This window comes from Lactiplantibacillus pingfangensis (assembly GCF_005404945.1).
GTDB classification, from domain to species: Bacteria; Bacillota; Bacilli; order Lactobacillales; family Lactobacillaceae; genus Lactiplantibacillus; species Lactiplantibacillus pingfangensis.
Genome location: NZ_BJDG01000005.1, coordinates 46008 through 68142, shown reverse-complemented (window position 1 = coordinate 68142; position 22135 = coordinate 46008). Strand labels below are relative to the sequence as shown.

Annotated in this window: 22 protein-coding genes; 14 read left to right on the top strand and 8 right to left on the bottom strand. The window is 43.5% G+C overall.

Features of this window, described 5'->3' with window-relative positions; translation table 11 throughout:
• Nucleotides 1-24 precede the first annotated feature (24 nt).
• From FFM74_RS03405 to galE, 4 genes are all read left to right on the top strand, one after another.
• Nucleotides 25-372 (top strand): DNA replication initiation control protein YabA, encoded by a 348-nt coding sequence (locus FFM74_RS03405; RefSeq protein WP_137625235.1) that lies wholly within the window; start codon nucleotides 25-27, stop codon nucleotides 370-372.
• 21 nt (nucleotides 373-393) lie between these two features.
• Nucleotides 394-1272 carry a 16S rRNA (cytidine(1402)-2'-O)-methyltransferase gene (gene rsmI / locus FFM74_RS03400; protein ID WP_137625234.1) on the top strand — a complete coding sequence of 293 codons (879 nt, stop codon included), beginning with the start codon at nucleotides 394-396 and terminating at the stop codon, nucleotides 1270-1272.
• Between the two features lie 17 nt (nucleotides 1273-1289).
• Nucleotides 1290-2075, top strand: a complete 786-nt coding sequence (locus FFM74_RS03395) for an acyl-[acyl-carrier-protein] thioesterase (protein WP_137625233.1) — start codon at nucleotides 1290-1292, stop codon at nucleotides 2073-2075.
• A 106-nt stretch (nucleotides 2076-2181) separates the two neighbouring features.
• Complete coding sequence (gene galE / locus FFM74_RS03390; RefSeq protein WP_137625232.1) at nucleotides 2182-3177, top strand: UDP-glucose 4-epimerase GalE; 996 nt, start codon at nucleotides 2182-2184, stop codon at nucleotides 3175-3177.
• Between the two features lie 72 nt (nucleotides 3178-3249).
• Here galE and phnW read toward each other — a convergent pair whose 3' ends face one another.
• Genes phnW through FFM74_RS03360 form a run of 6 tightly spaced genes read right to left on the bottom strand, consistent with a single transcriptional unit; the run spans nucleotide 3250 to nucleotide 8694 of the window.
• Nucleotides 3250-4350 carry a 2-aminoethylphosphonate--pyruvate transaminase gene (gene phnW, locus FFM74_RS03385; protein ID WP_137625231.1) on the bottom strand — a complete coding sequence of 367 codons (1101 nt, stop codon included), beginning with the start codon at nucleotides 4348-4350 and terminating at the stop codon, nucleotides 3250-3252.
• An 18-nt stretch (nucleotides 4351-4368) separates the two neighbouring features.
• Nucleotides 4369-5166 carry a phosphonoacetaldehyde hydrolase gene (phnX, locus tag FFM74_RS03380; protein ID WP_137625230.1) on the bottom strand — a complete coding sequence of 266 codons (798 nt, stop codon included), beginning with the start codon at nucleotides 5164-5166 and terminating at the stop codon, nucleotides 4369-4371.
• A 27-nt stretch (nucleotides 5167-5193) separates the two neighbouring features.
• Nucleotides 5194-6048 carry a PhnE/PtxC family ABC transporter permease gene (locus FFM74_RS03375; RefSeq protein WP_137625229.1) on the bottom strand — a complete coding sequence of 285 codons (855 nt, stop codon included), beginning with the start codon at nucleotides 6046-6048 and terminating at the stop codon, nucleotides 5194-5196.
• Nucleotides 6045-6848 (bottom strand): phosphonate ABC transporter, permease protein PhnE, encoded by an 804-nt coding sequence (gene phnE / locus FFM74_RS03370; RefSeq protein WP_137625228.1) that lies wholly within the window; start codon nucleotides 6846-6848, stop codon nucleotides 6045-6047. The genes FFM74_RS03375 and phnE overlap by 4 nt, the downstream gene beginning before the upstream one ends.
• Complete coding sequence (phnC, locus tag FFM74_RS03365; protein WP_137625227.1) at nucleotides 6838-7611, bottom strand: phosphonate ABC transporter ATP-binding protein; 774 nt, start codon at nucleotides 7609-7611, stop codon at nucleotides 6838-6840. Before phnC ends, phnE begins: the two co-directional genes overlap by 11 nt.
• Before the next feature lie 36 nt (nucleotides 7612-7647).
• Nucleotides 7648-8694, bottom strand: a complete 1047-nt coding sequence (locus tag FFM74_RS03360; protein WP_137625226.1) for a phosphate/phosphite/phosphonate ABC transporter substrate-binding protein — start codon at nucleotides 8692-8694, stop codon at nucleotides 7648-7650.
• Nucleotides 8695-8989: 295 nt separating this feature from the next.
• Between FFM74_RS03360 and tsaB the strand changes: the two genes are divergently transcribed.
• From tsaB to tsaD, 4 genes are read left to right on the top strand one after another with little or no spacing between them, the layout of a single operon-like run.
• On the top strand, nucleotides 8990-9715 hold the full coding sequence (tsaB, locus tag FFM74_RS03355) for a tRNA (adenosine(37)-N6)-threonylcarbamoyltransferase complex dimerization subunit type 1 TsaB (RefSeq protein WP_137625225.1): 726 nt from the start codon (nucleotides 8990-8992) through the stop codon (nucleotides 9713-9715).
• Nucleotides 9699-10280, top strand: a complete 582-nt coding sequence (gene rimI / locus FFM74_RS03350) for a ribosomal protein S18-alanine N-acetyltransferase (RefSeq protein ID WP_137625224.1) — start codon at nucleotides 9699-9701, stop codon at nucleotides 10278-10280. The genes tsaB and rimI (FFM74_RS03350) overlap by 17 nt, the downstream gene beginning before the upstream one ends.
• Complete coding sequence (gene rimI / locus FFM74_RS03345; RefSeq protein WP_137625223.1) at nucleotides 10273-10731, top strand: ribosomal protein S18-alanine N-acetyltransferase; 459 nt, start codon at nucleotides 10273-10275, stop codon at nucleotides 10729-10731. Before rimI (FFM74_RS03350) ends, rimI (FFM74_RS03345) begins: the two co-directional genes overlap by 8 nt.
• Nucleotides 10732-10744: 13 nt before the next feature.
• Nucleotides 10745-11782 (top strand): tRNA (adenosine(37)-N6)-threonylcarbamoyltransferase complex transferase subunit TsaD, encoded by a 1038-nt coding sequence (gene tsaD, locus FFM74_RS03340; RefSeq protein WP_137625222.1) that lies wholly within the window; start codon nucleotides 10745-10747, stop codon nucleotides 11780-11782.
• A 49-nt stretch (nucleotides 11783-11831) separates the two neighbouring features.
• On the opposite strand, the gene FFM74_RS03335 is transcribed toward tsaD, so the two are convergent.
• On the bottom strand, nucleotides 11832-13808 hold the full coding sequence (locus tag FFM74_RS03335; protein WP_137625221.1) for an ABC-F family ATP-binding cassette domain-containing protein: 1977 nt from the start codon (nucleotides 13806-13808) through the stop codon (nucleotides 11832-11834).
• A 164-nt stretch (nucleotides 13809-13972) separates the two neighbouring features.
• Here FFM74_RS03335 and FFM74_RS03330 point away from each other — a divergent pair, with 164 nt between their 5' ends.
• Complete coding sequence (locus FFM74_RS03330; RefSeq protein ID WP_137625220.1) at nucleotides 13973-14635, top strand: redox-sensing transcriptional repressor Rex; 663 nt, start codon at nucleotides 13973-13975, stop codon at nucleotides 14633-14635.
• A 42-nt stretch (nucleotides 14636-14677) separates the two neighbouring features.
• Here the strand turns inward: FFM74_RS03330 and FFM74_RS03325 are convergent, their stop codons facing one another.
• Nucleotides 14678-15313: a CPBP family intramembrane glutamic endopeptidase gene (locus FFM74_RS03325; RefSeq protein ID WP_137625219.1), complete on the bottom strand. Its 636-nt coding sequence runs from the start codon at nucleotides 15311-15313 to the stop codon at nucleotides 14678-14680.
• A gap of 189 nt (nucleotides 15314-15502) precedes the next feature.
• On the opposite strand from FFM74_RS03325, the gene groES reads away from it, so the two are divergent.
• The 5 genes from groES (at nucleotide 15503) to FFM74_RS03300 (ending at nucleotide 22099) form a co-directional block, all read left to right on the top strand.
• The gene (groES, locus tag FFM74_RS03320; protein ID WP_137625218.1) at nucleotides 15503-15787 is read left to right on the top strand and encodes a co-chaperone GroES; all 285 of its coding nucleotides are present in this window, start codon (nucleotides 15503-15505) and stop codon (nucleotides 15785-15787) included.
• A 49-nt stretch (nucleotides 15788-15836) separates the two neighbouring features.
• The gene (gene groL / locus FFM74_RS03315) at nucleotides 15837-17462 is read left to right on the top strand and encodes a chaperonin GroEL (protein ID WP_137625217.1); all 1626 of its coding nucleotides are present in this window, start codon (nucleotides 15837-15839) and stop codon (nucleotides 17460-17462) included.
• Nucleotides 17463-17769: 307 nt separating this feature from the next.
• Nucleotides 17770-19605, top strand: coding sequence for an APC family permease (locus tag FFM74_RS03310; protein ID WP_137625216.1), 1836 nt, complete (start codon nucleotides 17770-17772; stop codon nucleotides 19603-19605).
• 163 nt (nucleotides 19606-19768) lie between these two features.
• Nucleotides 19769-20866: a glycosyltransferase family 4 protein gene (locus FFM74_RS03305; RefSeq protein WP_137625215.1), complete on the top strand. Its 1098-nt coding sequence runs from the start codon at nucleotides 19769-19771 to the stop codon at nucleotides 20864-20866.
• A gap of 327 nt (nucleotides 20867-21193) precedes the next feature.
• Nucleotides 21194-22099, top strand: a complete 906-nt coding sequence (locus tag FFM74_RS03300; protein ID WP_137625214.1) for a phosphate ABC transporter substrate-binding protein — start codon at nucleotides 21194-21196, stop codon at nucleotides 22097-22099.
• The last annotated feature ends 36 nt before the right edge of the window (nucleotides 22100-22135 follow it).

Genomic DNA, 22135 nt, shown 5'->3' with positions numbered 1-22135 from the left:
TAATAGAAAGCAGAGGGTGAGCGTGTGGATAAGCGTGATTTATATGATAGTTTCGGTGACATGGAACAACAGATGCAACAAATGCTCGAAAAAATGGCGCAACTAAGAGCCGATATGACGACTGTGCTGGAAAAAAATGCTGAACTCGTGATTGAAAATGAACACTTGCGTGAGCATATGGTTGAAATTGAAAATGAATTGCCTAAAAAACCAGCTGGTACCGCTCCCCTTTCTAAGTCACGTCAAAATTTAGAAAAACTCTATGATGAGGGCTTCCATGTCTGTAATCAGTTTTACGGCAAGCGGCGCGATGATGATGAATCATGTGTGTTTTGCTTGGAAGTGATTTATGGCGACCGTGAGCGGGCCTAAAAACGAGGGGGGAACAGTTCATTGGAGACGCAACAAAGTTTTGCCGAACACGGTGGCATTGGCACACTCTATCTTGTCCCAACACCGATTGGTAATTTGCAAGATATGACTTACCGGGCCGTCGCAACGTTAAAAGCCGTGGACTTAATTGCGGCCGAAGATACGCGTAATACCCAAAAATTATTGAATCATTTTGAAATTGAAACGAAGCAGATTAGCTTCCATGAACATAATACACAGGAACGGCTGCCCCAATTAATCGCCAAATTGCAAGCAGGAACTAATTTAGCCCAAGTGAGCGATGCTGGGATGCCTTCCATTAGTGATCCTGGGACGGAATTAGTGGCCGCTTGTGTCGCGGCTCAAATCCCGGTTGTGCCACTGCCAGGGGCCAATGCGGGGCTAACTGCACTGATTGCGTCTGGCTTAGTGCCACAGCCATTTTATTTTTATGGCTTCTTGCCACGTAAGAAGCATGACCAAGCTGACGCATTAACCGCCTTAGCACAGCATCGTGAAACGGTAATTTTGTATGAATCGCCATTTCGCGTTGCTAAGACCTTAACCGCCTTAGCAAAAGTCTGTGAACCGACCCGCCAAATTGTCGCTTGTCGTGAGTTAACAAAACGTTATGAAGAATTTGCGCGCGGCACACTGGCTGAAATGGTCGTCTGGTCGCATGATCATCAATTAAAGGGTGAATTTGTTCTCTTAATTAGTGGCAACCCGAATGATCCAGAACCAAAAAGTACGGATGAACTCGCGGAGTTACCAATTAAAGCCCAAGTAGAGGCGTTAATCGCGGCCGGGAGTAAACCCAATGCCGCGATCAAAGAAATTGCTAAACGGCGGCAGCGACAACGTCAGGATGTTTACAACGAGTTTCACGATATTAACTAGAGGATGTGAAGCGTTCAATGGCAGCTTTAGGTGCGCAAGCAAAAGTTTTTACTGAAAAACACCGCTTAACTTATTATGAATGTGATCGAACCGGACGCGCAACCTTGACCACTTTGATCAATATCGCCATTTTGGGCTCTCAAGATCAAAGTGATGATCTCGGGTTGACGACTGCCTTTGTTCAACAACATGGGGTTGGCTGGGTCGTTACCCAGTACGCCATTGAGATTACACGGATGCCACGTTTAGATGAAGTGGTGACCATTGCAGTCCGGGGGTCAGCCTACAATCCCTACTTTGCTTTCCGGGAATTCTGGATTCGTGACGATGCCGGGAATGACTTGGCCTATATTACGAGTATTTGGGTCACCATGAGTCAAACCACGCGGCGCATTGTCAAAATTGATCCCGCTTTAGTAGCGCCATACAATTCTGAGGTTACCAAACGGATTCCACGTTTGCCACGACCGATAAGTTTTGAAACGACACCAACGACTATTAGTAAACCTTATCAAGTCCGCTTTTTTGATATTGACCCTAATCGGCATGTCAATAATGCCCATTATTTTGACTGGTTATTAGATACGTTACCGGCCGAGTTTTTATTGCAACATAACTTAAAGCACGTCGATGTGCGCTATGAAAATGAAGTGCAGTATGGTCACGTCGTTACGGCTGAAGTTAATATCTTGCCCGCGACGAGTGACGCAGAAGTCACGACGAGTCACCGGATTCGTTTAGGGGACGAAAAATGTTGTGAAGTGTCGATTCAATGGCAGACGTTAGCTGCGCCAATTAAATAACTTAATTAGTGCTGAGTATCCAAACTCAGCCTTTTTTGGGTAAATTTTAAGCCGAAAGTTCAGTCGATTATGCTATGATTAGAGCATAATCAAAGGGAGGTTCATTATGTCAATTCTTGTTTTGGGTGGAGCCGGCTACATCGGTTCGCATATGGTCGATCGGTTGGTTGAACAGGGCCAAGACGTCGTGGTCGTTGATAGTTTGGTAACTGGTCATTTGGCTGCTATCAATCGTGCTGCTAAATTTTATCAGGGTGATGTACGCGATAAAACCTTTTTAACGCAGGTCTTCGATCAAGAAACGATTGAAGCGGTTGTCCACTTTGCCGCCTTTTCAATTGTGCCAGAATCGATGGCTAAACCATTGAAATATTTCGATAATAACACGGGTGGCATGATTACACTGTTAGAAGTTATGCAGGCACATGATGTTAAACGAATTGTCTTTTCATCAACTGCTGCAACTTATGGCACGCCTAAGCAAATTCCAATTAAAGAAACTGATCCACAAGAACCGATTAACCCTTACGGTGCTAGCAAATTAATGATGGAACAGATCATGCACTGGGCTGATGTGGCTTATGGCATCAAGTTTGTCGCACTACGTTACTTTAACGTGGCTGGTGCAAAACCAGACGGGAGTATTGGTGAAGACCATGGCCCTGAAACACATCTTGTTCCAATTATTTTGCAAGTCGCTCAAGGCAAACGCGATGAATTGAAGATCTTCGGTGATGATTACAACACCGCTGATGGGACCAATGTGCGTGATTATGTCCATGTGTTGGACTTAGCAGATGCTCATATCTTAGCTTTGAAATATTTGGCTGAGGGTCATGATAGCAATGCCTTTAATCTCGGCTCATCTACCGGCTTCTCTAATCGAGAAATGTTGACGGCTGCTCGCAAGGTCACTGGTCAACCGATTCCGGCGGCAATTGCCCCACGGCGTCCTGGTGACCCAGATTCATTGGTCGCTGCGAGTGACAAAGCCCGCGAAGTACTTGGCTGGAAGCCTAATTATGATGATGTGACTGAAATTATCAAAACTGCTTGGACTTGGACTCAAAAGCATCCAAACGGCTATGATGATCGTAAATAAAGTCTAAAAAAGGTCCTCATCAACTGACAATTTCACTGTCAGTTGATAAGGACCTTTTTGATTACAATTGAGTTATGGGTTTAGTTGGCGGTAGTCACTGATAATCGCAAGTAACCGATTAATGTCAGTGGTGTCAACGTCACCAATCGTCCCAATGCGGAAACTTGGAATGTTGGAAACTTTCCCAGGATAAATCACGAAGCCACGTTCCTTAATGAACTGATAGAAGTCAGCAAAATCAAAACTGTCGTTTGGATATTTAAAGGACGTGATGATTGGCCCCTGAAAGGCTGGGTTAATGACTAGGTCAAAACCTAATGCTTGCATACCAGCACTTAACCGGGATTGACTCTCGTGATAGCGCTGATAGCGTGGCGCAACGCCACCTTCTAAATCAAGTTCATTTAATGCTTGTGCGAAGGCATGGACCACGTGAGTAGGGGATGTAAATCGCCACTTACCTGGTTGCGATGTCATGGCCTGCCACTGCGCATAAAGGTCTAAGCTCAGTGAACGCGCATTGCCAGCAGTTTTAGCTAGTTCAGCTTGCTTAGCGATAATGAATGCAAAGCCGGGGACCCCTTGAACACATTTGTTGGCACTGCTGACCAAGTAGTCGCAATCCAATTGATCGACGTCAATTGGGACGCCACCGAGGCTGGACATCGCATCAATGATTGAAATGATGCCGCGAGCTTTTAACAGTGGCACGAGTTGTTCAATCGGATTAAGAATACCGGTCGTCGTTTCACTATGCACCGTCGCAAAGTGGGTGACTTCAGGATGAGCGGTTAAGGCGTCCGCAATCCGGTCGGGGTCAACAATCTCATCTTCACCGAAGACGACGTCAACATGTGGAATGGCATAATAATCTGCAATTTCACTGATCCGGTGACCATAAGCCCCATTGATAGCTACCATTAAAACGGCGTCTTTACGAGGAATTGCCGTGCCAATCGTGGCTTCTACCCCGTAGCTGCCACTCCCTTGTAATAAGACGGTCGTGTAATTATCAGCACTCGCGTTCGCCAGGGTTAAGATTTGTTGCCGGATGGTTTCAGTAACTTGACGATAATCACTGTCCCATGTACAGTAGTCAATCTGCATGGCAGCTTTCACGGTTGGCGTGGTACTTAATGGGCCCGGTGTGAGTAATAAATAAGGTTGTTTCATAAAATCTCCTTTAACTGATTATTCCGAGTCGGTAACTGGTTGACTCAACGTTGTTAAGAGTGTTGGTAGATCGGCCATTGACTGAAGAATATAATCTGCGCCAACAGTTTCGTATTGCATGGCAACTTTAGTCCGCAATTCGGTTTGTTCAGTGTTGGTTAACGCATCGAATTCTGCTTGAGATAGTCCCATGAGATTACTACCGTCAATGAGTCCAACACTAATGGCATCCGCGTTTTGTGCTTCAAGAATGTCATTGATTGAATCACCCACTTTAACCACGTTGGCATAGTCAGTGACTTCCAGTTGATCACAAGCCAGTTCCAGCATGGCTGAAGCTGGGCGACCGATACCGTTTGTTTGAGCCGAAGTAATGTTAACCGTCGGGCAGTAGCCTTGATTTGCCGCAATTGGCAAGACAGTTGCTAACATTTCTTCGTCATAACCAGTGGTTGAACCGTAAGGAATATGTTGTTCCGTTAAGTAAGCAATAACGGCATCCATGCCGGGTTTTAACCGGGCAAAGTCAGTTAAAGTTGCTAATAAAATTGATTTGAAATCTTGGAAAATTCGGTCACAGTCATCAGCTGTGGGTAAAACTTGAAAACGTGCTTGCCAATCATTTTGAACCGCTGGAAGGCTAATAATTTTTTGAATATGAGTATACTTGTCTAACCCCATATCCTGTCGAATTTCAGCTGCGGTAATTTCGATTCCAACGTTTGCAAAAGCTTGTTGGAAAGCAACGATTGGTGCACGACTGCCGTAATCAATTGTCGTGCCGGCCCAGTCAAAAATAACTGCTTGAATTGTCATTAAAAAAACTCCTTTAAACTTAGCAAACTAATTTTGCTTTAAATAATGTCCGCGCAAGCGCATCGAAATCAATTCGAGAATGATTGCAAATCCTAATAACAGGTAGACAATCAAGCCGACTTCATGGAAGTTGAAGTAAAAACCACTTGCCATAAAGAGATAGTAACCAATGTCGTCCGCACCAGCAGCTGCACCAACCGCCACTGCATTCGCAAAGTTGATTTCAAAACGAATGAAGGTCCAACTTAGCAGTGCAGGGACGATCGAAGGCAATATTGCTTGAAAAATAATTGGCCAAAAGCGCACACCACTAGCTTTTAAAGCTTCAATCGTTGCTTGAGGCGTTTCTTCAATACTTTCTGAGTAAGCTTTAACCAAGTAGGCAATACTATGGAAAGTCAGTCCAACGACAGCTGCGTTTGCACCTAGCCCCATCACTGCGGAGTAGATCAGTACCCAGATGATCGTTGGAATTGACCGAATAAAGGCCATGACAGCTTTTAACGTGTTAGCGAGCCAATTTGGTGATAAGTTGCGGGCAGTAAAAACTGCAATGAAAAAGGCAATCAAGGCACCGAGCAGGGTTGTTAAAATTGTTAGTGCGATACTGGTTGAAAGTGCCTTTAACAAGACGCCCCAAGAATCTTGACCAACATTGGGTTGAAGGAACATGGCCTTTAAATTGATGCCTAAACTATGAAAGGCATCGCCCAACTTTAAACCAGCGGTATCAATCGTCACCAATGAATAGACGGTGACTAACCCTAGCACAGCCAGCACAGCTCTTAAAATTAGCCGAGGCTTGGTCATGAGTGAGATTCGTTCAGTATTGGGAACCTTGGGTTTAATCGTGTTTGGTTGCGAAGATGAATTTTCAATCATGCAATAGCCCTCCTAATTTGCGTTGAGGTTAACTCTAGAACAATCACCAAAACAGCAATTAGTAACACGATTAGACCAGCAGCATCATAGCGGATGCTCTTGAAATATTGGCTGAATAAGAAGCCGATACCGGTCCCTGTTAGAAGTCCAACTAGGGTAGCATCACGAATGTTGTTTTCAATCATGTAAAGCACCCAGCTTGTCATGGTACTAGCCGCTTCAGGTAAGACACCACAGAAAACACATTGGAAATAGTTGGCACCGACAGCTTGTAACGCTTGTAATTTCTCAGCATCTAAATCTTCCATGGTTTCAGTGAAAGCGCGAGTCAAGTACCCAAGCGTCATGAAGAATAGGGCGAGAAAACCCGTGAAGTCGCTTTGTTTAAAGGAAAACAGCAGAATCATTGCCCAGGCAACGACTGGAATGTTTCGCAACAACGAAGCGCCAAAACGAACTGTCAATTGAAACCCACGATTAGGGCTAGTTGTTTTCGCTCCCAATACCGCAAACATTAGACTCAGAATTGCCGCACAAATTGTTGAAGAAATTGAAACAATTAGCGTGCGCCAAAGTTGATAAAAAATTGGGCCTAAATAAGTTGTCGTGTGTTGATTAGGGATGAAAGTTTTAAAAAGCCAAATTAATCCGGCTGGAACTTGTGCCAGTGACGAGAATGTTTGAAACTTAACTAAAAAGACTGAACCCAAGTAGATGGCGAGTAAAATGGCAAAAACGATTCCCATTCGTGTTCGCCGCTGACGGAAAAACTGTTGAGGTGAGGTATATTTAGGCTTCATTCGCCGCTACCTTAGCTTTCTGTTCAGTCGCTTGACGATAAATCTTTTGCAAGACAGCGTCGTTGACTTGTGCAGTCGGCCCCTCGAAAACAATTGCGCCATCATTGATACCGATAATGTGGTCTGCATAAGACATCGCAATATCAATTTGATGTAAATTAATTAGGATAATTAATTTTTTCTCGCGAGCTAATTTTCTTAAAATATCCATCACGATTTTTGTTGATTTAGGATCTAGGGAAGCAATCGGTTCATCACAAAGAATCATTTTAGGATGTTGCATTAAGGCACGGGCGATACCCACCCGTTGCTGCTGACCACCACTTAATTGATCACAACGTTGATACGCGTAATCTTTTAAGCCAACCTCGGCCAGTAATGCCAACGCTTCAGTCTTTTCGGCGGTACTGTATAGACCGAACATGCCAGCCAAGGTTGATTTAGCCCCTAGACGACCATGCAAGACGTTCTCAAGTGCAGTTAGTGGACTGATTAAATTATAATTTTGGAAGATCATCCCAATATGATGACGAATTTTACGCAATTCTGCTTTATTTGCTTGACGAATATCTTGGTCGTCTAATAAAATCTGACCACCATCGTCTCGAATAAGCTGATTGACACTCCGTAAAATTGTTGTTTTACCTGCCCCTGACGGACCGATAATTGCGGTGACTTCACCAGGTTGGGCCGTGAAACTGACAGACTTGAGTGAGTGCTTGTCTTGACCATATGTTTTATCTAGTTGGTTTACCTTGAGCATAGCATGTCCTTTCGTTAATCCAGATTAATGATAATTTTAGTAACCAACCAACTTATGAGTTGGGGCATACCAGTTATCATCAACTGAGACTAATTGTGTTTTTTCTGACTTCTTAGGGAAGAGCTTTGGTGTTTTGGAATCTTTTTCAGAGAAGATTTCTTTGTTTTGTGCAAATTCCTTGGAAGTGAATTCCTTGGCAATCTTATCTTGATCGTCTTTGCTGAGTGACTTCGTGTTGTAGACCCATGGCCCTTGTTGAACTGGCATCATGGCGATATTCACAACTTTTTTGCCTTTAAGATCATTGAATGGTGCTTCAGCGTCATCTTTAACGGCGAAAGTTGAGCCAACTTTATCCCATGAACCGTCAGTCACTTTCAAGTAAGGCATTAAGTCGCCATCATCAAAGGCTGCAACATCAACGTCACCCTTTAAGAGGTTAACTGCGGAACCTTGGTGTGAGCCACCGTAAAGAACTTTGCTGAAGAATTTACCATTTTGCGTTAAATCATCTTTATCTTTGATCTTGAATTCGTTAGTGATTTTAGCTGTTGGTACTAAGAAACCAGAAGTTGAACTGTTAGAAACGTAAGAAATCTTCTTGCCTTTAATATCTTTGATACTGAATTTACCATCTGCTTTATACTTATCGGCATCTTTTTGTTGTACCATTAAGTATGAGTTGTAGGTGGCTTTCTTCAATGTTCCATCTGCATCTGATTGTGCAGCGAATGGCTTAACATCTTTGCTGAGCTTGTGGGCTTGAATATAACCGTTCGCACCCATGTAAGCTAATTGGGCTTTACCAGAAGCGATTGCTTGAATGGCCACGTTGTAGTCAGTGGTCGTTTGAACTTTGACCGTCTTACCTGTGACCTTTTCAACTGACTTCTTCAAAGCGTCGCGTGAACCAGCGAAGCTCTTGGCTGATTCGTTTGGATAGAAGACGACCGTGATTGCCTTGCTCTTATCCGCACTCTTGCTACCAGCCTTAGTACTAGTACCAGATGCACAACCAGCCAAACCCAAACCTAAAACTGAAATTAATGAGAGTCCAACGAGGGACTTGTTAAGCTTTACCATAATAATCAATTACCTCCAAAGTAATATTAGTTACCTGTGTAGAATAACAAGGCAATGTAAACGTGTGAAAAATTATCGGTGAATAATTGGTATAAGTTATGTAAAGAATGTTTACGAATTGATTACATCGTAAATTTGATGGGGCAAACGTGAAAGTTGGTCACGAAAAATAGCTTTTTTTGTAAAATGCTTAGGATTTGATTGCAACCGCCTTGAAAACGGCTGTATTCCTTTCAAAGTCGGTAAATTATGATAAGATATGTGAAGTAATTCAAAATGAGGAGCTTTTTCTAATATGAAGTTGTTGGCAATTGAAACGTCTAATCGGCCGTTAAGTGTGGCGGTCTTAGATGAGACCCGTGTGCTCGCCACGACCACGACTAATGTGGGTCGTAATCATAGCAGTACATTGTTACCAATTATTGAAAAGTCGATTAGCCAAGCAGGCTTAACGGCAGATGACTTGGATCGCGTAGTGGTCGCCGCTGGTCCAGGATCTTATACGGGGTTGCGTATCGGTGTCACAACTGCGAAAACATTGGCGTTCACGCTACATAAGGAATTAGTTGGCCTATCTAGCTTAGCCGTATTGGCCGGTAACGTGGTGACCGAGGGACAATTAGTTGCGCCATTGTTTGATGCACGTCGGGATAATATTTTTACCGGTTTATATCGAATTAAGCAAGGACAGCCAGTTAGTGAGAAACCCGATCAACATATCAGTGTCGCGGAATGGTGCCAGCAGTTAGCGTCAATCCATGAACCAATTATGTTTATTGGGAGCGATGTTTCGCAGTATGCGACCGTGCTGCAAACCGAACTGGACGATCAATTTGTTCGTGCTCAACCACAATTAGATTTGCCACAGGCGAGCGTGTTAGGCTTAATGGGCCGGACTGCCACGCCGGTAGCCAAAATACATGATTTTGTGCCCAACTACTTACGATTAACGCAAGCGGAACGTGACTGGTTAGCCAAACATCCGAAAGAGGACCACGCGCCATATGTTGAAAAGATTTAAGCAATACCTTCAGAAGCTCACTAGAAATCATACGCAGCGTCGCCAAAAAATCATGCAGATTGATAATCACGTTGTCCAAGTCGGGTCAACTGGTTATTACGTCTCGCGGGCTTTGATCACTGACGTCCCAGAAATGTTAGCGATCGAACGAGCGGTCTATGCTGGAAAAACGCCATGGGATGAAAATGCTTTTAAAACGGAGTTGCGCCGCCAAAGTGGTCGCTTCTATATTGTGATGCGTCATGAGGATCGACTGTGTGCGTTTTGTGGTTGTGCCTTTGATGATCGGCGTCAGGACGCACATATTACGAATATTGCGGTTCATCCAGACTTCCAAAACCAAGGTCTTGGTAGCTTTATGATGAAGACAATGATGCGGCGAGCGGGTTATTTAAACTATCACACAGTGACTCTTGAAGTTCGTTACAGCAATGAAAACGCCCAACGGTTATATCAGAGCTTAGGCTTTGAGAAAACTGGAATTAAAAAGCGCTATTATTTTGGCGATCATGAAGATGCCATTGACATGACTTACAAAGTTCCAGTCGGCCAAAACGATGCCTGAACCGCAACTGGTTAAGAGTGGCGCTTGGTCAGGGACGCCGGTAGCACAAGTTTGTTATGAGTTAGCTGCAGCGGCGTATCCGGAAGGGGCACCTTGGCGGTTGGCGACTTTTGCGGCCGATTTAGCCTCACCACAATCTTGTTACCAGTTATTAGTGTGGCAACAACGACCGATTGGGTTCATTAGTCGCACGACGGTATTGGATGAAACGGAAATTACGAATGTGGCGGTGCAACCAGCGTTTCAACGCCAGGGCTATGCGCGGCTGATGCTCCAACAAACATTTGCGCAACTCATGACAAATACAAAATTATTTTTGGAAGTTCGTCGGAGTAATGAGCCAGCAAGACACTTATATGAACAATGTGGTTTTGAACAAATCTCAACGCGTCGGAATTATTATCAGCATCCACGTGAAGATGCCCTGATTATGCGGAAATTTATTAAATGAAGGATGGTCACTTGTGGAGAAACAAAATTTAATCTTAGCGTTTGAATCTAGTTGTGACGAAACTAGTGTGGCGGTTGTCGCGGATGGTCAAACGATTTTATCAAATGTCGTTGCGACTCAAATTAATAGTCATAAGCGATTTGGTGGAGTCGTACCAGAAGTTGCTAGTCGTCATCATATTGAAGAAATTACGATTTGTATTGAAGACGCGTTGTCGGAAGCCAATGTGACTTACGATGATTTGGCTGCCGTGGCGGTGACATACGGTCCTGGCTTAGTCGGCGCACTGTTAGTCGGCGTGAATGCGGCCAAAACGGTGGCCTATGCGCATCATTTGCCATTGATCCCAGTCAATCACATGGCTGGTCATATTTACGCTGCCCGCTTTGTTAAGCCGTTTGTCTTTCCGTTGATGGCGCTACTAGTGTCAGGTGGGCACACTGAGTTAGTTTATATGCAGGCGGATGGTCAGTTTGAAATCATTGGTGAAACACGCGATGATGCCGCTGGGGAAGCTTACGATAAAATTGGTCGCGTCTTAGGCGTGCCATATCCAGCTGGAAAAGTTATTGATGAAATGGCCCATCAAGGTCAGGACACGTTTAACTTTCCGCGTGCCATGATGGACGAAGATAACTATGATTTTAGTTTTAGTGGTTTGAAGAGTGCCTTTATTAATACGGTGCATCATGCAGATCAAATTGGTGACAGTTTGGATAAAAACGACTTGGCTGCTAGTTTTCAGGCCAGCGTGGTTGATGTGTTGACCGCCAAAACGATGCGGGTGTTAGCTGAATATCCGGTTAAACAGCTCATTTTAGCAGGTGGCGTTGCGGCCAACCATGGCCTACGTGAACGGCTACAGGCTGAATTACCAGGCAAGTTTCCCAAGACAGAATTGGTGTTGGCACCATTAAACTTATGTGGCGATAACGGGGCGATGATTGGTGCTGCCGGTTATATTCAATATCAACATCATCAGTTTGGTGACGCAACTTTAAACGCTGATCCTAGTCTAGAATTTGATTGGATGCCAAATATGGTCCATTAAACACAAAAAAATGAGATCTGATTAAAAAATCAGGTCTCATTTTTTAGGCTTAATCGAGGTTTTCTAACTGTTCCGCTTGGTGGGTCCAATCGTTTTCTGCTTGGTCATGTTCAGCAGTCACGCGGTCCAAATCTTTTTGAAAGTCTTGCAATTTTTCAGCATCAGCGAAGACTTCTGGTTGTGACATTTGTTCTTGAATGCTGGTGGCTTCCGTTTCAAGCGCACTCATTTTTTCCTCTAGTGCGGCGACACTGCGTTCCAATTTACGCTTGTCACGTTGTTGTTGTTTACTAGCCTGATAAGTTTGTTGGCCTTTGGAACGTGGATCGGCAGCTGCACTCGGTTGAGACTCACCAGCAGCACTTTGCTGCTCAGCTGCGGCACTTGCTGCTGCTTCAGCAAATTCAGCTTGTTCTTGTTTCTTATCAATGTAGTAATCATAGTCGCCTAAGAATAGTTCGGTCCCGGTTGGGGAAACCTCAACGACACTCGTTGCGACCTGGTTAATGAAGTAACGGTCATGTGACACGAAGAGCAGAGTGCCGTCAAAATCATTTAAAGCAACTTCTAAAACTTCACGACTATCAATGTCCAAGTGATTGGTCGGTTCATCCAAAATAAGAAAGTTATCATTTTGCATGGCCAGCTTGGTTAGAAGTAAACGGGCACGTTCACCACCAGAAAGGGCGCTGATTGGTTTATCGACATCTTCTCCGGTGAATAAGAAACTCCCAAGGATAGTCCGAATATCTTTTTCAGGGGTTGTCGGATGGTCATCCCACAATTCGCTTAGGACAGTTTTACGGTCATGTAAATTTTTTTGTTCCTGATCGTAGTACCCAGTCACAACATTGGTTCCAAAGACAGCTTGGCCTTTGATAAATGGAATCTGGCCAAGAATACTCTTCAAAAGTGTCGATTTACCAATACCGTTTGGCCCGACAATCGCAATGGCTTCATGCTTTTTAACGTTTAAAGTATCCGGTGCTGATAAGGTTTTGCCTTGATAGCCAACTGCCGCATCCTTGACGGTTAAAACGATATTACCGCTTTGCTTACTAGCATGAAAACCAAAATGAGCGGCCTTTTCATCGTTATCTGGACGTTCCAGACGGTCCATCTTCGCAAGCTGTTTTCGACGTGACTGTGCCCGTTTAGTTGTCGAGGCCCGAACAATGTTACGGTTAACGAAGTCTTCCAGCTTACTAATTTCGGCTTGTTGTTTTTCGTAGTGTTTCCATTCTGCTTGAATTCGGGCAGCCTTGGTTTGAACATACTGATCATAGTTTCCGGTGTAGTGGACCATTTCATGATGAGATAGGTCATAAACTTCATTGACCACGCGATCTAAAAAGTAACGGTCATGACTGACAATTAGCAGTGACCCAGTATAGGACTGTAAATAACTTTCCAACCATGTGAGGGTTTCGACATCCAAATGGTTCGTTGGTTCGTCTAAGATTAAGAGATCGCGTTTTTCAAGTAATAACTTTGCTAAGGCTAATTGCGTCTTTTGACCGCCAGATAACTCGGTGACTGACTTGTCATAAACGTCAGCGTCGAATTGAAAACCATGTAAAACACCACGAATATCAGCTTGATAGCCATAGCCATTCTGTTGCTGGAAATCAGTTTGAACTTGATCGTAAGTTTTTAACGTTTGTTCATAAGTGACCTGATCCGCAATGACAGTGGGGTCACTTAACTGGTCTTCTAGCCGATGCATTTGTGCTTCCAATTTATGTAAGCCAGCAAAGACACTGCTCATTTCTTCCCAAATCGAATTGGCACTATTTAGACCTTGATCTTGGGCCAAATAGCCGATTGTGAGGCCCTTGCGCATTGAAATTTGGCCTTCGTCGGGGACGGTTTCACCAGCAATCATTTTTAAAAGTGTGGATTTTCCGGCGCCATTGCGACCAACTAAGGCGACACGAGCATGGTCTTGGATATCCATTTGTACGTTATCGAACAAGACATCAGCGCCAAAACGCCGCATGACTTGTTGCACTTGTAGTAAAATCACGGTTATAAACTCCTTTCAGGGTTGATTCGTCAAATAATTGTAGCATATTGCGCCAATTAGCCCTAATGAAATGGAATAATAAGTAAATATTATTTCACAAAGTGGTGGGGTATGCTAGAATAGTGTCAGCAAATTCACAAACTTTTAATAAGGAGGGTCGTCCAATGGCAGAAACAAAGATTCCTCGGGCAACGGCGAAACGCTTACCCATCTATTATCGGTACTTGAACATATTACTTGATGCAGACAAAAAACGGGTCTCATCAACGGAACTGTCTGAGGCGGTTAAGGTTGATTCAGCTACGATTCGACGTGATTTTTCATATTTTGGGGCACTTGGCAAACGTGGTTATGGCTACGATGTCGAAAAATTATTAACCTTTTTCAAGAAAATTTTAAATCAAGACACACTAACGAACGTTGCCTTGATTGGGGTTGGTAATTTAGGGCATGCCTTGCTCAATTTTAATTTTCACAAGAACAGTAACGTTCGAATTTCTGCAGCTTTTGATGTCAACGAAGCCTTGGCAAATACGGTTCAATCTGGCGTGCCAGTGTATCCGATGTCGGAACTTAAGAAACAATTGATTGAGCAACAAATTGAGATTGCAATCTTAACGGTACCAACTTCGGTCGTTCAATCCGTGACTAATGAACTCGTTTCAGCAAATGTGAAAGGTATTATGAATTTCACGCCGCTACGGATTTCGGTGCCAGAAACGATCCGCGTTCAAAATGTTGATTTAACGAATGAATTACAAACGCTAATTTACTTTATTGAACATTATGGTGAACAGCTTGGTGACAAGTCGACTGATGAAAAATAGCTAAATTAAAGCGCCTGGGCAAAATTGCCTGGGCGCTTTAATTTAGGTCCAAAATAAGGGTAAGACCGCAAGACAGTTCATTAAAATATGGGCAATCATTGACGTTTGGATGCGACCGGTATGACGGTACAACCAACAGAAGAACAGGCCAATGAAAGCGTACAAAATTAGATGGCCATCGGCATGCGCAAAACTAAAGAGAATGCTGGAGATGACCGCAGCCCCGATACTACCAGTGACTGGCGTAAAAAAGCCGAACAACACTTTACGAAAAACAATTTCTTCCATAATTGGGGCCCCAACTAAGATGGCTAAGAAAAAGAATGGGTATTTTTGACCAGCCGCCAGCAAGGTATTTGTATTGGCAGACGCGGTCGATTGGCCTAACAGCTGAGTTAAGCCGAGGATGAGCTTTTGCCCAAGAATGACAATGACGGTGCCACCGAGTCCCCATAATAACGTCGCTAGCCAAGAACTAGGTTGTTGCTCAATCGCGTTTGGACTGGCATGGTGCCAAGCCAGGTAGCCAAGAATAATGGCGCCTAGTAGATAGTCTAAAGTTTGGATTAAGTAGACTTGTGAACCTAAGTGTGGCAAGCCAGTGACCAATAAAGATGGGAGCGCGTAGACGATAAAATAAACGATTAAAATACTGAGAGATTGGCGACGATTGGCCATTTCTTCACGTCCTTAAAGAGTAAATTTAGAATCAAAGTTGACTTAAGTAGTCCCATTATAGTCGATTTGACATTCTTTGACTAATTATTGACAAATAACTTGCATTCTAAAATGAAAATGTTATAGTTGATTTTGTGATTAGCACTTAAGTGTTATGAGTGCTAAAAAAGAATAAATGGAGGGATTCACGTGTTAAAACCATTAGGTGATCGTGTTATTTTGCAACAACAAGCAGAAGAAGAACAAACAGTTGGCGGCATCGTTATTGCGAATAATGCTAAGGAAAAGCCACAAAGCGGTAAAGTTGTTGCCGTTTCCGATGGCCGTGTTTTAGATAACGGCACAAAGGTGGCCCCAAGCGTTAAGGTTGGCGAACAAGTATTGTTTGACAAATACGCTGGTACTGAAGTTAAGTATGAAGGCACCACATATCTTGTTTTACACGAAAAAGATATTGTCGCGGTTGAAGACTAATCCATTTAAATGATTTAATTAAAAACTATTTATGAGGTGAATACAGATAATGGCTAAAGAATTAAAGTTTTCTGAAGACGCACGTTCAGCAATGCTCAAAGGTGTCGATCAATTAGCTGACACTGTAAAATCAACGTTAGGTCCTAAGGGTCGTAACGTTGTCTTGGAACAATCATATGGCTCACCAACCATTACTAATGATGGGGTCACGATTGCCAAAGCAATCGAATTGGAAGACCATTTTGAAAACATGGGTGCTAAGTTGGTTTCTGAAGTTGCTTCAAAAACGAATGATATCGCCGGTGATGGGACAACTACCGCAACTGTTTTGACACAATCCATTGTCAATGAAGGTATGAAGAACGTTACTGCCGGTGCTAACCCAGTTGGTATCCGTCGTGGGATTGAAGAAGCGACTAAGACAGCGGTTGATTCATTACACGCGATGGCCCATGAAGTTAAGACGCAAGAAGATATTGCCCAAATTGCTGCCGTTTCTTCAGCTAGCCAAGAAACTGGTAAGTTAATTGCCGAAGCCATGGAAAAAGTTGGCCATGATGGTGTGATCACGATTGAAGAATCACGTGGTGTGGATACTAGCTTGGACGTCGTTGAAGGTATGCAATTTGATCGTGGTTACTTATCACAATATATGGTAACTGATAACGATAAGATGGAAGCTGACCTTGACAGTCCTTACATCTTAATCACGGACAAAAAGATCTCAAATATTCAAGATATCTTACCATTGTTACAATCAATCGTTGAACAAGGCAAGCCATTGTTGATTATTGCAGATGACATTTCTGGCGAAGCCTTACCAACCTTAGTTTTGAACAAGATGCGTGGGACGTTTAACGTCGTTGCAGTTAAGGCACCCGGTTTTGGTGATCGGCGTAAGGAACAATTACAAGACATTGCCATCTTAACTGGTGGGACGGTCATTACTGATGACTTAGGTCTTGAATTGAAAGACACCACGATTGATCAATTAGGTCAAGCAAATAAAGTAACAGTTACTAAGGACAACACCACTATTGTTGAAGGTGCCGGTTCTAAGGATGCTATCTCAGAACGTGTCGACTTTATTCGTAACCAAATCAGCGAAACCACTTCTGATTTCGATAAAGAAAAGCTTCAAGAACGTTTAGCTAAGTTGGCTGGCGGGGTCGCCGTTGTGCGGGTCGGTGCTGCTACTGAAACGGAATTGAAAGAACGTAAGTATCGGATCGAAGATGCCTTGAATGCGACTCGTGCAGCCGTTGAAGAAGGTTTCGTTGCCGGTGGTGGGACTGCTTTCATTAACGTCATTAAAGATGTTGCCGCTTTGAAAGAAACTGGCGACGTTCAAACTGGGATTAACATTGTTAAGCGTGCTTTGGAAGAACCAGTTCGCCAAATCGCTGAAAATGCTGGTCGCGAAGGCTCAGTTATCGTTGAAAAGCTTAAGGAACAAAAGCCAGGAATTGGCTTTAATGCTGCAACTGATGAATGGGTTGATATGATCAAGGCTGGGATTGTTGATCCAACCAAGGTTACACGTTCCGCATTACAAAATGCGGCTTCTGTTTCAGCGTTATTGTTAACGACTGAAGCGGTTGTTGCTGAAAAACCAGAACCACAAGCACCCGCTGCACCTGCTGCACCAAACCCAGGTATGGGCGGCATGATGTAAGTTTAATTTGAACCCTTTTAAGAGGCTGTGACGTCAAGTCAGAGCCTCTTTAGTATCTCCAAAAATTATGATTGAAATGTGTGCCAATCAGGCGCGGTTGCCAATCGCTTTTGGGGAGGGCGGCGTTTTAGTGAAAAATAAGTAGCCAAGTGGTGAAGTCAGGAGTAAACTAGGGGGCTATGCGGGTTGAAAAAGTTAGTGCGTTCCAGTTAAACGTGTAGTATTTACTAATTTAAAGTAGTAAAATCAACTTTGACTTAGCACTTACTTGGGAATAATTATTTTTTGAAATAAAGGAGTTATTATCATGTGGCGTTATTTAAAACGGTTGGTTATCGGGAAACCGTTAAAAACCATGGATGAAGGTGGGCAGGCGCTCACTAAGTTCAAGGCGCTGGCGCTGCTGTCATCAGATGCGCTCTCGTCAGTTGCCTATGGTACTGAACAGATCACAACGGTATTAATTACCCTTTCAGCAGCAGCACTAATGTATCAGCTCTATGTTGCCGCGCTGGTCTTGATTCTATTGTTTGCGATTACGATGTCTTATCGGCAAATCATTCGTGCCTATCCTTCGGGTGGTGGGGCGTATGTGGTTGCTAGTACAAACTGGGGTCGACCGGCCGGATTAGTCGCTGGGGGATCATTGTTAGTTGATTATATGCTGACCGTGGCGGTTTCCGTTACTTCTGGGACTGAAGCGATTACGTCAGCAGTACCTGCCTTAGTAAATTATCAGGTGTTGATTGCAGTGTTGATTGTCATTGCGATTATGGCGCTGAATTTACGAGGCATGCGCGAATCAGCGTCGTTTTTAACTTTTCCGGTGTACTTCTTTATCCTCATGATTATCGGTATGATTTTATGGGGAATTATGAATATTGCAAGTGGTAACTTAACTTACCATGCTTCCGCAGCTGTGGGCGCACCTGTTCAAGGCATGACACTCGTCCTGTTTTTCCGGGCTTTCTCGTCAGGTTCTTCCTCACTAACTGGGGTCGAAGCAATTAGTAATGCCGTTCCTAACTTTAAACGACCTAAGCGCCGGAATGCTGCTAATACGTTAGCAATTATGGCGATTGTCTTGGCGGTATTCTTCGGTGGGATTACTTACTTGAGTTACTACTTGGGCATCAAACCACAAGCTGACAATACCGTCTTATCACAAATTGCGACGGCAGTTTTCGGTCATGGCTTGTTCTACTATTTGTTACAATTATCGACGGCGTTAATTTTAGCCGTGGCGGCGAATACTGGATTCTCGGCGTTCCCAATTTTGGCTTACAACTTAGCTAAAGATAAATTTTTACCACATGCTTACATGGATCGCGGTGATCGCTTAGGTTATTCTAACGGGATTATCTCGTTGGCGGTTGGTGCAATCGTCTTAATCTTCATTTTCCATGGGAAGACGACCTTACTGATTCCGTTGTATGCGGTTGGGGTTTTTGTGCCTTTCACCTTGTCTCAATCTGGGATGATCGTGCACTGGTTACGTGAACGTGGTAGCTGGTGGTGGCTTAAATCCGCCGTTAATTTATTAGGCGCATTGATTTCACTCGTGCTGGTCGTCTTCTTGTTTGCCTTACATTTTGGCAACGTCTGGCCATACCTCGTTGTGATGCCACTATTGTTGTACATGTTTTATCGAATTCATGTACATTATAATCGGGTCGCAGCGCAATTGCGGGTGGTCGCCCAAGAAAAAGCCGAATTGCACGACTATGATGGTGCGACGGTGATTGTCCTAGTTTCCAACGTTACTCGTGTGACGGCGGCGGCAGTCAATTATGCCCGGTCAATCGGGGATTACGTGATTGCGATGCATGTTTCCTTTGACGAAAATCCAGAAAAAGAGCATAAAACGGCGGCCGAATTCAAATCGACTTTCCCAGATGTGCGTTTTGTGGATATACACTCATCGTATCGTTCGATTGCGACGCCAACCTTGCGTTTCTGTGATGTCATTGCTAAGCGGGCCGCGGAGCGTAACTTCTCAACCACGGTATTAGTGCCACAGTTTGTGCCTAAAAAGCCTTGGCAAAATATTTTGCACAACCAAACGAGTCTACGCTTGCGAGCGGTCTTAAATTCTCGTGAAAATATTATTGTATCGACTTATAATTATCACTTAAAAGAGTAATTGCAGACGACGTGGAGATGGCCCTGGCTGTCTTACACGTCGTTTTTTGTTTGAATTGTGACTGAACTATGTCGGCTTTCCTAAGTTTCCTTGAATCGAGTTGTCAAGTTGGCGTCTGATTTGTATAATTATAGGTAATATGTCAGAGAGGAGTTACGCACAAATGATTAGATTTGAAATCTTAGTCAGCTTAGTGGCGACCATGATCATCTCCGCGCTCCTAACGCCGTTTGTGCGAAATCTCGCATTCAAAATTGGGGCTGTTGATAAGCCAAATGTTCGACGAGTCAACAAAGTACCGATGCCGACAATGGGTGGCCTAGCCATTTTTATCGCCTATACTATTGGGACGACAATCTTGTACTTGATGCATCAGTTTCCAACTCGGTTATTTTACGCGCTCTTATTTGGTGAGCTGATCATCTTGGCAACGGGGATTATTGATGACATCTATGAACTAAAACCGCGTCAAAAAATGTTGGGGATTACGTTAGCTGCCTTGGAAGTGTACTTCATTGGTGGGATTCGCATGACTACCTTAACATTCCCATTTATTGGCTTGATTCACTTTCAATGGTTAAGTCTACCAATCACGCTGCTATGGATTTTAGCAATTACGAATGCCATTAATCTCATTGACGGGTTGGATGGCTTGGCAACCGGGGTTGGAATTATTGCACTGAGCACGATGGGAATTATTGGGCTGTTTTTCTTAAATGCCAATACCTTTGTGTCGCTGTTAATTTTCACCTTGGTTGCCGCGATGCTTGGTTTCTTACCGTATAATTTCTTTCCAGCGCGAATTTATTTGGGCGATACCGGCTCATTATTTATTGGCTTCATGACTGCGGTATTCTCACTGTTTGGCCTCAAGAATGTCACCTTGATTTCGGTGATAATTCCGGTCATGATTTTAGGCGTTCCGATTACCGATACGATTTATGCGATGATTCGACGGATTTTAAACAAGAAGCCAATTTCACAAGCAGATAAACACCATCTGCATCATCGGTTGATGCAGTTAGGCTTAACCCATCGTCAGACCGTGATGGTTATTTACGGCATCGCTTTAATCTTTTCGTTTATTTCGTTGCTCTATCCAATTTCATCCCTCGGCGGATCGGTATTGTTAACCATTAGTTTGCTGTTTGGCTTGGAACTATTTGTGGAAGCGATTGGCTTGGCGGGGGATAACCGCCAGCCGTTGTTAGATTGGATTAAGCGCACGGTTGCGAAGTTCACTTCCAAAAGTAATCACTAATTGATTTTGAAATACGACAGGCTCGATAACGCGTACTGGTTATCGAGTCTGTTTTTGTCCCTTTAAAGTATTAATTAGTTGGCCCATTGGTTAAAATTGATGGCCTTTACCTAAACTATACAAGGGTTTTACATAAACATCATTTTGAATTTACAAACGGCCAGTAATATTAAGACTGTTCCAATGGCAGTCAATGAATCGTCTAACCTAAAAAGTGATCATGCTCGCATCACGAAGTAGCACTTCCTACCCAGGTTTGCTAGTTTAGGTTAGCGGCGTTGATTGTTCTAATTATGAGCGTAAAAATGGAAAAGGGGAGTTTCAATTATGAAAAAAACAGTGACATTAGGGGCGCTGGCCGTAACGATGACCATCTTATTAGCCGGTTGTGGCAGTAGTTCAGCCACTAGTACCAAGAATACTAGTAGCAGTAGTGCCAAGACTTCTAAGACAACTAAGATTGTGGCAACCGGATCAACGGCGTTACAACCATTAGTTGAACAAGCTGGTCAAACTTTCCAAAATGAACATTCAAATGTTACGATTAACGTACAAGGTGGCGGCTCTGGTGCTGGTTTAAGCCAAGTTGCTAAGGGCTCAGTCAATATTGGGAACTCAGACTTGTTTGCTGAAGAACAAAAAGGTTTGGATGCTAAAGGCTTAGTTGATCACAAAGTTGCCGTTGTCGGAATGGCACCCGTGGTCAATAAAGAAGCTGGCGTGACTAATGTTTCTAAAGATCAATTAGTCCAAATCTTCCAAGGCAAGATTACCAACTGGAAAGAAGTTGGCGGGAAGAATGAAAAGATCACTGTTGTGAACCGTGCACAAGGCAGTGGGACCCGGGCTACTTTTGAAAAATGGGGCTTAGACAACGCTAAGGTTGCAACTAGCCAAGAACAAGATTCTAATGGTACTGTTGAAAAGATCGTTTCTACAACGCCAGGTGCAATCAGTTATCTTGCCTTTTCATACATTAAAGGTGATCTAGCGTCATTATCAATTGATAACGTTAAACCAACTGAAGCCAACGTTGCGAATAACAAGTGGAAGATCTGGGCATACGAACACATGTATACCAAGGGTGCACCTACTGGTGAGCTGAAGACCTTCTTAACTTACATGACTTCTAAGAGCGTTCAAGGTAGTCTGGTCAAGAAATTAGGTTACATTCCATTGACGTCAATGAAAGTTGATCGTGGTCAATCTGGTAAAGTCACAACACTAAAATAGTTTTGATTAAAAAAGAGCTTTTCAATGTCAGCAATT